This window comes from Paenibacillus aestuarii (assembly GCF_027789125.1).
Taxonomy (GTDB): domain Bacteria; phylum Bacillota; class Bacilli; order Paenibacillales; family NBRC-103111; genus Paenibacillus_E; species Paenibacillus_E aestuarii.
In genome coordinates this window covers 59,925-72,606 of record NZ_JAQFVF010000025.1, presented here as the reverse complement: position 1 = coordinate 72,606, position 12,682 = coordinate 59,925, and the positions used below count along the sequence as shown (strand labels likewise).

The 12,682-nt window shown below is 43.6% G+C and carries 12 protein-coding genes and 1 pseudogene; 10 read left to right on the top strand and 3 right to left on the bottom strand.

Features of this window, described 5'->3' with window-relative positions:
- The first annotated feature begins 7 nt into the window (after positions 1 to 7).
- From O9139_RS11170 to O9139_RS11160, 3 genes are all read left to right on the top strand, one after another.
- On the top strand, positions 8 to 931 hold the full coding sequence (locus O9139_RS11170) for an amidohydrolase family protein (RefSeq protein ID WP_270879551.1): 924 nt from the start codon (positions 8 to 10) through the stop codon (positions 929 to 931).
- Between the two features lie 94 nt (positions 932 to 1,025).
- Positions 1,026 to 2,150, top strand: coding sequence for an ROK family transcriptional regulator (locus O9139_RS11165; protein WP_270879550.1), 1,125 nt, complete (start codon positions 1,026 to 1,028; stop codon positions 2,148 to 2,150).
- A complete protein-coding gene (locus O9139_RS11160; RefSeq protein ID WP_333742599.1) occupies positions 2,151 to 2,381 on the top strand; it encodes a MerR family DNA-binding transcriptional regulator in 231 nt (76 codons plus the stop codon).
- A 6-nt stretch (positions 2,382 to 2,387) separates the two neighbouring features.
- Here O9139_RS11160 and O9139_RS11155 read toward each other — a convergent pair whose 3' ends face one another.
- On the bottom strand, positions 2,388 to 3,224 hold the full coding sequence (locus tag O9139_RS11155) for a LamG-like jellyroll fold domain-containing protein (RefSeq protein WP_270879549.1): 837 nt from the start codon (positions 3,222 to 3,224) through the stop codon (positions 2,388 to 2,390).
- Between the two features lie 258 nt (positions 3,225 to 3,482).
- On the opposite strand from O9139_RS11155, the gene O9139_RS11150 reads away from it, so the two are divergent.
- From O9139_RS11150 to O9139_RS11120, 7 genes and pseudogenes are all read left to right on the top strand, one after another.
- Positions 3,483 to 4,229, top strand: coding sequence for a spermidine synthase (locus tag O9139_RS11150; protein WP_270879548.1), 747 nt, complete (start codon positions 3,483 to 3,485; stop codon positions 4,227 to 4,229).
- Between the two features lie 499 nt (positions 4,230 to 4,728).
- A complete protein-coding gene (locus tag O9139_RS11145; protein ID WP_270879547.1) occupies positions 4,729 to 5,172 on the top strand; it encodes a cell wall hydrolase in 444 nt (147 codons plus the stop codon).
- A gap of 806 nt (positions 5,173 to 5,978) precedes the next feature.
- A complete protein-coding gene (locus O9139_RS11140) occupies positions 5,979 to 6,542 on the top strand; it encodes an SF0329 family protein (protein WP_270879546.1) in 564 nt (187 codons plus the stop codon).
- 368 nt (positions 6,543 to 6,910) lie between these two features.
- Entirely contained in the window at positions 6,911 to 7,195 is a 285-nt protein-coding gene (locus O9139_RS11135; RefSeq protein WP_270879545.1) for a YciI family protein, read from the top strand.
- Positions 7,196 to 7,244: 49 nt separating this feature from the next.
- Positions 7,245 to 7,574, top strand: a pseudogene (locus O9139_RS11130) (YciI family protein); the annotation flags it as partial.
- Positions 7,575 to 7,675: 101 nt separating this feature from the next.
- Positions 7,676 to 8,941, top strand: a complete 1,266-nt coding sequence (locus O9139_RS11125; RefSeq protein ID WP_270879544.1) for an RNA polymerase sigma factor — start codon at positions 7,676 to 7,678, stop codon at positions 8,939 to 8,941.
- Positions 8,942 to 9,303: 362 nt separating this feature from the next.
- Entirely contained in the window at positions 9,304 to 9,771 is a 468-nt protein-coding gene (locus tag O9139_RS11120) for a hypothetical protein (RefSeq protein ID WP_270879543.1), read from the top strand.
- 303 nt (positions 9,772 to 10,074) lie between these two features.
- Here the strand turns inward: O9139_RS11120 and O9139_RS11115 are convergent, their stop codons facing one another.
- Positions 10,075 to 12,225, bottom strand: a complete 2,151-nt coding sequence (locus tag O9139_RS11115; protein WP_270879542.1) for a heavy metal translocating P-type ATPase — start codon at positions 12,223 to 12,225, stop codon at positions 10,075 to 10,077.
- Complete coding sequence (locus O9139_RS11110) at positions 12,215 to 12,586, bottom strand: ArsR/SmtB family transcription factor (protein WP_270879541.1); 372 nt, start codon at positions 12,584 to 12,586, stop codon at positions 12,215 to 12,217. The genes O9139_RS11115 and O9139_RS11110 overlap by 11 nt, the downstream gene beginning before the upstream one ends.
- Positions 12,587 to 12,682: the final 96 nt, after the last annotated feature.

Genomic DNA, 12,682 nt, shown 5'->3' with positions numbered 1-12,682 from the left:
GATATGTATGATCAAAAACGTGATCGACATGCATGTGCATTTTCCAGCAAAACAAGGGCCTCGAAAACGCCAAGTTCCACCGGCTATCACTGAATACCAGAAGGAATTGCGAGCTAAGTGGCGTGAACAGTTTAAGTTTGAAGATCCGGAAGCAGAGCACCCTGGTGACGATGTCCAAGAAGAACGATGGTTAAAACAAATGGAAGACAATCATCTGCAGCATGTGAACTTCCTGACGGGTGCTGGGAATGAGAAACTGGCTGCCATCGTGAAAAGACATCCGGATAAATTCACAGGATTTGCTCACCACGATCTATCCCAGGACGGGGCTGCTGAAAAACTGCAGTATGCCATTGAGGAGCTTGGATTGCACGGGTACAAATGGTTTGGACCTTTAATGACGAAGTCGTTTGATGCTCCTGAACTAAAGTCTTTTTGGACGTATTTAGCTGATCGTAAGCTGCCGTGTCTTATTCACTTCGGAGTGCTAGGCGGCCCAGGCGGTATCGTCGATCATCCATGTATGAACCCGCTGTCGATGGCAAGGGTCGTGCAGGAATATGTAGACATTCCATTTGTCTTCCCGCACTTTGGAGCGGGTTATTGGCAAGAGCTCTTACACTTGGCTTGGTCCAGCCCCAACGTTCATGTTGACGGTTCTGGATCGAATGACTGGATTCGATGGATGCCTTTTAGTTTGACATTGCAGGACTTATTTAAGAAGGCATATGAAACGATTGGCCCGAAACGAATTGTGTTCGGTTCCGATTCAAGTGATTTCCCTCGTGGCTTTGCAAAAAGATATCTTGATTTGCAGGAGGCAGCTTGTAATACGATTGGCATCCCCAAAGAAGAGATGCAATTCATATTTGGCGGAAATGCGGCTCGTTTATTGAAGTTGAAAAATCCGAAGCCTGTTATTATTGAATAATTGAAATGAGAAGTTTTTCCGTCGCCACAACCATGCCTTCTGGCCACTTCTCAGAGCATCGAGTGTCAAACAGTTAACACAAAGGAGTGTGGACTTGTTGGTTAGGAAAAACAATGTTCTGGGTACTCCAAATTTATTGCGGCTTGTAAATCGGAATACGATTCTTTCTCTGCTTGAGCAGAAAAGTGTCACAAGCCGTGCGGAATTGAGTGTGTTATCCGGGATCAGTCCGCCTACGGTTTCTGCTATCGTTAAGGAGTTATTCGAAGAAGGATGGCTGCACCATGCTGGCGAAGGCGTTTCACAGGGCGGTAAACCACCCAAACTATTTGAATTGAATCCGAATGCCAGGTATATTGGCGCAGTTCAAATGAATCAGGATAAAATCCGGATTCGAATTACAAATCTTGTAGGCAGCGTATTAGCCGAGGAGCAGATCAAGCTTCAGCATTATGAGGGCATCTCCGTTTGTGCGGAAGCGGCCAGGCGTTTAATGGATTTAATTGCCGCTCAACAGATTGATCCGGAATTGGTATTGGGTGTCGGAGCAGCGGTGCCTGGAGTGGTCGACGCTCAAGGTGTTGTTTCCAATGCCCCCGAATTCGGATGGGAGCTAGAGCCTATCAAGAGCCATCTAGCTAATCATCTTCCCTATCCTATTATCGTAGAAAACGATGTCAAATTAGCCGCAATCGGCGATGCATGGAAGCGAAATTCTTTGACCGGCGTGTCGGTCTATATTCATCTTGACAGAGGGATCGGCGCCGGTATTTTAATAGATGGCAAATTATATCGTGGCGCCAAGTTTGCAGCCGGAGAAATAGGGAATTTGATCGTGGATCCCTGTCAGATTCCATTGACAAATCAAAGGATGAAAAGTCGTTTCGGCTACTTTGAAGCGGAATATGGCTTAACAGCTCTCAATTACTCCAATAGCAGCGGATGCGAGGGAAACCAGGATCGGGAGGACTTGATTATTAAGCATTTTGCCTATGCGGTCGTCAACGTCGTCGCGTTATTGGATCCTGATACGATTGTATTTGGCGGCATAATGACAAGTAGAATCGAAAACTTCCTTGGCAAGCTTTTGAATATTTTATCCGCACTGATAACCATCAATCCTAAATTACTAATTACTCCCCTAGGTGACGACGCTTCTCTCTTTGGTGTAACCCGGGCAGTCATTGAAGATAGGGTGCAGGTCACATTGATGGTATAGATAAAAATCCCGATCAAGCAAGCTTCGGAAGAGACGGGACTCAGCATCCACACTTTGCGATACTACGAGGAAATTAGCTTAATTGAAGGAATTATGCGGGACGAAAACAGCTATTGTCATTATTCGGAGGCCGATATCGCTTGGTTCAATCAAAAGGAGGACCTAGCGATAGGCCTCCTTTTGCGCATTCCAGGCGCGCCTTCAGCAATTTTATACGTCCAATTACTTTAAAATATTTTAAATTATCATAGCATTAAAGTGCGCAGAAAGCTGCGTGGGAGTCAGTTCGTAGTCGTAAATGGCTATTTTACTAATCGCTCCCTGAAAATACGACGCCAAGTCTCTTGTAGCAATTCGCATTGGAGCTGTACCGTTGCCGGGTATTATATGATAGTCTGAAAGTCTGTCCTGGTCGCGAAGAATTCCGTTTTTGAATATTTTGGTGTACCCTGTTGGATATGTCGAGCTCTTATTCGTGGTATTGATAACAAGTGTGTAGTGTATCCATTGACCCTCATGCAAAGTATCCTGGAAGTACGATCCGGCCCCCAGACCTCCATTTAAATTGAACGCGTATCCACTGATCCGATTGGGTCGTTTCTCATCATTCCTTAAATTATACATTCTCGCTACCCATGAATGCTGTCCGGAAGTCCCTTTTCCCATCCAATAAACATAACCGGTACTTTCATAATGTGAAAATTGTAGTACGTCCGGACGCATCCAGGCCTCAATTGTCAATACACCAGTACGAGTGATTTCCAAATAATCGTTATCCGGAATCGTAAAATACTGGTCAACACCATTAAAAACAGGTGCCTCGTCTCCGTTAGGCAATGTCGTATTTGTTGGAGTTCCTGTAAACGTTCCATCTAAACCGTGACCGGTTTGATCCGTGGTTGCATTCGTTGACAATGACCAGTATCCAACTGGATTGTCTGTACAGATTATTGAATCATATAAAGTTCTTGCATGGGATGAAGTTAATGTTGAAAAGAAAAGAATGAATACCATTAATCGATATTCAAAAAGGATGGAAAGCCTATTACGACTAAACTCAGATAAAAATCTCATTTAAAAGCTCCTTTTAATCATTTGCCCAGAGCCATTCGGAATTGTATTTCTTAAACTTCGGGCTATGCGTCTGTCCTCTTTTTAAGCTTGTTCTAATTTTATCCAATTGATAGCAGCATCAATACATCAGGAACATACGTTCCAATCGTTCCAATATCAATTTTAGAACGTCATTCAATGATCAGAGGTATAATACGGAATATGGTAAAATGAGAATACACGGGTCTACCTCAATGCTGCTTAAAGGAGTTTGATGATTTGAATTTATTATTTAAAAACACAGACCAGCATCGTGAAATCACGGTTTATGAAACGTCGGAGTTAGATGGGAAAAAAGGAACGTTTCGCGTCCTACAATTCTCGGATCAGGCCGTGCAAGGAGCAATGGATCTGAAGCAACCAGCAAGAATCATATTTGAATATCCTCGGGCGATGCTTCACCTTATGCATTTCAACGATCCGTCTTTCGAAGACGTTTTTGTCATCGGGCATGGGATCGGTACAATTGCCAGAAATCTTCCTAATAAGCGAGTGAAGGTGGCAGAGCTCGATGAGAACGTGGTAGAGCTAAGCAGGAGGTATTTCGGATATAGCTTGAATAATGTCATCGTCGGCGACGGGCGCGAAATTCTAGATGGGGAAAAACCGCATACGTATGATTACATTGTTTTAGACGCTTTTAACAGGTCAGGTACGCCGCCTCACTTAACTTCCAGGGAATTTTTTAGGCTGGCCAAAGACAAACTCAATTCTAAAGGTGCAATTTTGATGAATCTTATAGGGCGAGGAGCAAAGGACAAGCTCGTGAGCGCTATACATTCAACTCTAAGCACTGAATTTGCCTACATCAAAACATTTGCCTTACCTTCGGAAAGCGACGGGGACGTAAAAAATATCATTCTCATGGGTGGCAATCGGCCGTTCTGCTTTCAATCACGAAATATGGCTGGCTTTATTGAAATGGAACTAGAGCAAGGGCATGTCTTTATCGATGTTGAATCGTAAAATTGGAGACATGATCAAAGGTGCTAGTTGTACTTTTCGCTTTCTTCATCTAAATTAAGTGGATATATGATGTAAGATGGGCATATCGGTTATTAAGGTATTATATTTTTTTTCTTGGTTTAACTTTCTTTGGATTAGGAAATGCGATTGCGGAGAACGTTCAATCTCTTTTGGCGGAGGGATCTATGTGGCTGCGTGAATCGGGGCGGTCCTAGGGATGGTTTCATGCTTTCCATTTCGGAAAAACCGGATTATCGGTCAGCCGGGCAAGAATCGTTGTCGAGAGTATCGTTTTGATTATCGTCCTCATCCAATATGAGATTCCGCATTAATTGGAAGGAGGAACATGTTATGGTCAACATCCTATCCATTCCGTTTTTCTCTCATGCAGAACGTTAGTTGAACAATGACACAATTTATTATCGCTCTCTCTTTAGCCAGAGTAACAAATCCGCTTCACCTACAATATGATAATCTAGAAATCTGAAGAGGTGAGCGAATGGCAGTCGTGAAAGCAAGGAAACAGGATATTGATATGTTGGCAAGGTTGCTGCGTGCTGAAGCTGAGACCGAGGGCGAAATGGGCATGCTTCTTGTTGGAAATGTTGGTATTAATCGAGTAAGAGCGAATTGCTCCGACTTTAAAGGAATTCGGACCATTCCCCAAATGATTAACCAGCCGCATGCGTTCGAAGCGTTGCAACATTCTTTGTACTATCAAAACGCAAGAGATCGGGAACGCCGTCTGGCGCAACGGGCTGTAAATGGGGAACGGAATTGGCCGGCGGAATTCTCCCTATGGTATTTCCGTCCAGGATCGTTCGAAAATCCCGGACCATGTCCGCCAACTTGGTATAATCAGCCGCTCGTAGGACGATGGAAGAAGCACTGTTTTTATCAACCGACCGTGAAAGAATGTGAAAGTGTATATAGTACTTTTTAATTTAAAAATGAAAAGAGCCGCGCGTAAATCGCGGCTTCTTTGTATTTGGTTTAGTGGAATAAAGTTGTTGTCGCGATCATGATTCGGAAACTATCCCCACGTGACAGGTCGTTCATGAGGACCAGGGAGTCATCATCTATAACCGGCAAACAAAGTGGTTGACGATCGGAATGGGAATAAGGCTTGCAATATAACAGGCAAAACAGGAGCCATTATTTTTTTTAGTCGGCATGATGATTGAAGCACTTATTAGTTTCATTGAAGCAAGGGATCTGGTTAGGAAAATGCCGGAAAACATGATCTGCAAATTAAATCCAAGCAATCGATCTTTAAATTCTATAGTTCTCTCATATTTTCTTCAGTTATCGTTGTCATGGTTGGGCCTGTTATCAACATATTTTTTGGGAAAACAGCAGATATCGAACTTGCCATCGCAAGTTACGCAATAGCCTTGAGTTTGACTGAGTTTTTTCTAAGTTTTATCTCGTATATACACCCGATTGTAATTAATTTTTATACGGATCATATGGCTGAAGTGAAAGGGTTTTCATTCGTAATTGGTCTAATCCTATTCATCTTGGTAGGAATTTTTTGTTACACCTCCGTTGGTCCATTTTTCTTGGAGAAGGTGATGGGGGTGAGAGGAAGACTTTTGGATGCTAGCCCGGGTGGAGTCTTTGATGATGACTGGTATAGGGAGGATTGGGTTTAAGGTTGTTGTTTGATCTATGCGTTGGTTATTGTATTATGGATAATAGAACGAGTAATTTAATGGGTGTTTTGTGGTGTTAACGTAGGAGGATGAAATGGCCTGGAGCAAATTGAAACAACAGCTGGAGAGTTTTCTCAGTCCTGCGCTATATGGCAGGGTCGAATACCTTTCAAGCAGCTACCGGTATTTACCAGATAAGGCGGGAATTTGTTACATTGCAGTAGATAAAAAGAACGTTCTCAATATGAGTGATACCTTAATCAAATGGTATCAGACGGAGTTGGAAATTAAGAATGATGCAGATATCCAAATTCCTATTTCCAATGAAGAAATTGAAGCGGTCAGAAAAGATACGAAAGGCAATGTTCCGGAGGATCGTTTAAAAGTAATAGCAAGAAGTAGAAAAATATCAGAATATTCAAAAGAGCTTTTGTCTGCACAGTCGTCATTAAGTAAATCAAATTTTATCGTTGTAGCTAACAAGTTTTTATCCATTCCTATAGAGGAAAGCATAGAGAGCAATGATATCTTATTGAATATTCTAGCTTTGATTGACAGACGCGTTGGGAAAAAGCGAATTTTAAACATGACCGAGAAGATGAAGTTAAAACATCCAATTGTACAGTATTTTTTTGAACTACGACTTCGTACATTATGAAATAAATAACTCACAAAACAAACTAGATGACCAGTCAGCAGTTTGTCTGCCTAAGCACACGAGAAGCCCCAAACTATTTTCAGGGCTTCTTTCTTAATTTAAGCCAGACAATTATTTTACAACGTAATTGTCGACAAGGTGGGTGTGAAATTCAGTTCAAGGATTTTTGAAATATTTTTTTGGATTTGTCGATTTCGTTGCAAATCGTTCGACGATTAAGTAGTACAAGAATGAAGGACTCAAAAAAACTAAACGGGTAAGGAGAAGTGTAAAATGAAATTTCTATGTTTGGGTTACTTGGAAGCAGCGAAAATGGATGCTTGCTCTAAGGAAGAGATTGATGCTGTAATGCAGGAATGTCCCCCCACTTGGAGGAGCTTTATAATAGCGGTCAAGTGATTATCGATGCGGGACTCGGTTCGGAAACGGAAACAAAATGCTTACGTAGGGCGAATGGTAAGGTAAAGGTTACCGACGGTCCATTTGTTGAAACGAAGGAGATGATAGGAGGTGTTTTTCTTATAGAAGCACAAGATATCGAGGAGGCGATTCAGATCGCAGCCTTACATCCGACCGTACAAGTGGACAAAGGCGAACAATACGGATGGAGGATTGAGGTGAGACCGATTCACTATTTCAAAATGAGAGATTAGAATCACTAAAAATCGTTGGGACAAATTTTAGACAAGGAGGGTAATTACGATGAGATTCATGATGATTGTAAAAGCAACAACAGATTCCGAGGCGGGCGTCATGCCGAGTCAAGAGCTTTTAGATGCCATGGCGAAATACAACGAGAAGCTGGCGAGGGCAGGCGTACTGGTTGCTGCTGATGGACTCCACTCAAGTTCGAGCGCAATTCGAATCTCTTATCCAGAACCGGGTGGAAAAGCGAAGGTGCTAGACGGACCTTTCACGGAAGCGAAAGAGCTGATCGCTGGCTTCACGTTGATCGAGGTGACATCGAAGGAAGAGGCCATTCAATGGGCGATGCGGATGCCTGATCCTCACGGCTTCGGTGAAGGCGAAATCTAGCTGCGCCAAGTGTTCGAGGCACCAGAACTGGTCCAGGACTCAACATCGTTAGCCATGGAAAATGAATTGCAGGCACGTGTCACGAGGAAACCGAGGTCGTGAAGGGATCCGCTATCCACCGTAGCATCGACGGCATTTGGAGAATCGAGTCAGCCAGAATTATCGCTAGTCTAGCACGAATGGTACACGATGTTGGGCTTGCTGAGGATCTGGCTCAAGATGCGCTTGTCATTGCACTTGAACGGTGGCCGGAGACGGGCATCCCCGATAACCCAGGGGCGTGGTTGATGACAACCTCGAAACGTCGGGCTATCGATTACCTGCGCAGAATCAAACTACTCAGTCGCAAATACGAGGAGATTGGCAGGGAAATTGACAGACAGCACGAACCAGATTGGGATGATGCGATAGATGATCCCGTCGGCGACGAACTCCTTCGTCTCATCTTCACGACGTGCCATCCTGTTCTCTCGGCTGAAGCCCGAGTGGCGCTAACGCTGCGTCTGCTCGGAGGATTGACGACAGAGGAAATCGCAAGTGCATTCCTCGTCCCGGAGCCGACTGTCGCCCAGCGGATCGTTCGAGCGAAGCGCACGCTTGCAGCTGTCCGAGTTCCCTTCGAATTGCCACCGAAAGCCGAGTTGCCAGCGCGGTTATCGTCTGTACTTGAGGTCATCTACCTCGTGTTCAACGAGGGTTACGCTTCGTCTTCTGGCGGGAGCTGGATTCGGCCTATGCTCTGTAATGAGGCGCTGAGGATTGGGCGGATATTGGCTGAGATAGCACCCGACGAACCAGAAGTCCATGGACTCGTGGCACTGATGGAGATTCAATCTTCTAGATTCAGAGCGCGGGTCGGTCCAAGCGGAGAACCGATTCTGCTTATGGACCAGAATCGGGCCTTATGGGATCACCTGCTCATCCGCCGAGGGCTGGCTGCGATCGAACGAGCCGAGCGTCTGGGCAAGGCGTTCGGTCCCTATCTGATTCAAGCCTCGATCGCGGCGTGTCACGCTCGTGCCCGCACGGCTTCGGAAACGGAATGGGTCCGGATTTCGGCGTTGTACGATGCTCTTTCACAAGTTGCGCCATCGCCTGTCGTCACGCTGAATCATGCTGTCGCTCTCTCGATGGCGTTCGGCCCAGAAGTGGGTTTAGACGTCGTCGATGCATTATTACAAGAAGCATCTTTGAGAAATTATCATTTTCTACCAAGTGTTCGAGGGGATCTTCTCATGAAGCTGGGCCGCAAGCAAGAAGCAAGTCTTGAGTTCAAACGCGCTGCAGCACTGACACGCAATGAAAAGGAACGCGAATTCCTGTTGAGACGCGCTTCGATTGGGGATAATACCGCGAAGTTATAGCAATATGGACAATTCTTGCCGTCTAGGGTGACTGAATTCATTTTGACAAGTTTCAGCTTTGTATAGGGGGGTGTATAAGCTCGTCTTTATCACGTTGTGGTCATCTTTCGCATACGTGTTTCTACGAATGGGCAACAAATCTTCATGTTAGCACGATACTGTTAATTTTTAATAATCAGTAATCCGTCATGGACTTGATATTGAACAAACAAAGTATGGCGATGGATCCAATCCATCGCTTATTTTCGTTATTGAGCACCCCACTGAACTCTAGAAAGTTTCATTGAAGTAACAGGCAGAAAAGTTGGGAGAAGAATACATTTAATAAAAATCCGGGCATTATAAATAGAAAAGGAATTATTATGATTGGACTTATAATCGCAATTGTCGTTTTTAATCTTATTGCCTTTACAACCAATAAGAGGTTGACAGCAAACCAAATCGTTCATGTTTGGACATTTACATCGATTTTTCAAGGTACATTCGATTCATTTGTTGATTATAAATTTCATGGTTACTGGTACTTTACCAAAGATATTGACTTTCAGGCTGTACCTGCGCATCTTGCACTGCTTCCTCCTGTTAACATGATGTTTTTAAATTGGTATCCGTTTAAAAGTCCATTAAGAGTACAAGCATTTTACTTTATCTATTGGATCATAGGTACCGCCATATATGAGTTGATTACATTACTGCCTGAACCTTGGGGATATTTTCACTACGGATGGTGGAGAATGTGGTATTCGGTACTACTAAATCCTTTCCTACTGTTAGTCTTGTTAGGGTATTATAAATGGATCGTTAGAATAGAAAAAATTAATAAATGGTGAAAATAATTCTAACGGGAACGATAACTCCGCAATGCAGCAAAACAGTTTAAATCGGGCAATCCAAGAGGGTAACACCGGGCGAGGTAGGGGTTACCTTCTTATCGTTGTAGACTCAGGGACGTCCCAATTGTGCGGATGCAGCACGCAGCTTTGACGCGGTTCTTTCCGACATAAGTACCGCTTTCACCGAGCAGGGGCAGAGATGGCTTTTGAAGGGAGCGCGAAATCGTCAATCCCATTCGCGGCGGATGGCAGGGAGGAGGTGAGGAATTGTAATCGTCACTTACTCTTTATGTTACTTGTCTAAATCTGCCTATGAGTGTTACTTTTATGAACTTTAAGCAAACGTAAACTGTTCAAAGTCACAATTAACGTTGCACCCATGTCTGCAAATATCGCTAGCCATAAGGTTAACCATCCTGGAACAATTAAAGCTATGGCAAGCAACTTAATACCGAGCGCGAACGTGATATTTTGTTTGATGATAGCAAGCGTTTTCCGGCTTAGGCTTATGATATAAGGGAGTTTATCCAAATCATCCGCCATTAGCGCAATATCCGCCGTTTCAATTGCCGTATCCGTTCCTGCACCACCCATAGCGATACCAACTGTTGAAGCAGCTAGAGCTGGAGCATCATTGATACCGTCGCCAATCATTGCGATTTTGCCATAATCTTTACGAAGTTCTTTAATGTAGTCCAATTTATTTTGCGGCAGCAGCTCTGCCTTCACTTCCATAACACCTAACCGCTTACTGATCGCTTCAGCGGTAGCGCGATTGTCACCTGTCAGCATAATTGTTTTCTTGATTCCCATTGCGTGAAGATTTTGTATCACGTTCTTACTGGATTCACGAACCTCATCGGCGACAGCAATAAGTGCAAGAATTACTTGTTCAGTACCAAGAACCATAACTGTTTTCCCTTGTTTTTGGAAGCTTTCGATTTGAGACATTAACTCTAGATTCTTCAAGTTTAATACATTGAGCTCGGCAAAAAGTTGCGGGCTACCCATATAGTACAATTCATTGTTTACCTTTGCTTTCACACCCTTACCGGTAATGGACTGAAACTCCTCGACAGTTCGAGTTAAATCGGCTCCGAGATGATCAGCTCGACGTAAAATTGCCGAAGCTAAGGGGTGCTGAGAGCCTTTCTCGATTACAGCAGCAACGGCTAAAAGGTCATCCTCATTATTACCAAAAGTGATGATATCCGTAACTTGCGGCAATCCTTTGGTTAAAGTACCCGTTTTATCAAAGGCTACGGCGGAAAGACTCCCTGCCTCTTCAAGGTGAATGCCGCCTTTAATTAAGACACCATTTTTTGCTGCGTTACCAATTGCGGTAACAATGGCAACTGGTGTTGAAATGACTAATGCACAAGGACAACCTACAACTAATAGGGCTAATCCTTCGTAAATCCATTTGCCCCAAATCGCTTCAAAGAATAACGGTGGTATCACGGCAACACCAAAGGCTAGAGTCATGATAGCCGGTGTGTAATATGTTGCGAATCTATCCACGAATTGTTGTGAAGGGGCGCGTTCAGCCTGCGCTTCTTCAACAAGATGAATAATCTTTGCAATTGTTGTATCATCAACAGTCTTTGTAACCCTTACCTCTAACAGCCCTTCTCCATTTAATGTTCCAGCAAAAACTTCATCGTCAAGAGCTTTTGCAACCGGAAGCGATTCGCCCGTAATTGAAGCTTGATTAATTGTTGTTGTACCTTTTATGACGATACCATCCATAGCGAGCTTTTGTCCTGGTTTCACGATCATGATATCGCCTACTTGGATATCGTCCACCGTTAGCGTGATTTCCTTGGAATCGCGACGAATAAGGGCCTCTTTAGGTGCAATGTCCATGAGTGAACGAATGGATTGTCGCGCCTTCTCCATCGAATAACGTTCTAATACTTCACTTATGGCAAACAGGATGACAACCGTAGCTCCTTCGCCCCATTGACCGATAGCAGCCGCGCCAATAATCGCGACGGTCATAAGCGTATTCATATCGAATTGAAGGCGGAATAAATTTTTGATTTCTTTCATGAATAATTCGTATCCACCTACAATCATAGATGCAGCATAAAGAAAGGGTTGTAAAAAACTGGTTTCTACGTATTGCTTACCAAGAAAATAACCAAGGATAAGAAGAAACGAGGAAACTAACACCTTCCAATTTTTCATTAGAAACGGTTCCTTTTTCTCAACAATAGGTTGTTTTTCCGGCGTAATTTTAAGATTTTCAAATGCTCCTGCTCTTTCTAAGTCCTCGATTGTCGTACTTCCGTAAACCGAAATTTTAGATGCTCCGAAATTGACTTGGGCATCTTGAACCCCAGGCAGTTTCTTGACGTTCTTCTCGAAAATTCCGGCGCAGTTTGTACACGTAAAGCCCTGAACACGATATACATTTTTCTTTTCGGTATTTTGATCGTCAGGTGCCACTCGTTTGCAACTCCTTCCTAGGGGTGGAAGCTAGCCGAACTAGTTGATGTACGTGATCATCCTCTAAGGAATAGAAGACCAATTTACCTTCTTTACGGTATTTTGCCAAACCCAGATGCTTCAATGTGCGCAAATGATGCGAAGCTGTTGCCATAGTTGAACCGATTATGTTGGCAACGTCACACACGCAGAGCTCATCTTCTTCGCAAAGAGCAAAAGCGATTTTCATTCGTGTTTCATCTGCCAAAACTTTAAACAGGCTGACCATGCCTTGAATGTCCTGCGATGCAAGTGAAGACTGAACCTTTTGGACCTTTGTTTGATCAAAACAAAATATCTCACACGTATCTTTGTCCTTCATACGATCGCCTCCATTAATCAAACGATTGTTTGATTATCTTCAAAATATCACAGATGCATCATTTCAATCAAACGGATATTGCATTATATTTTGAAA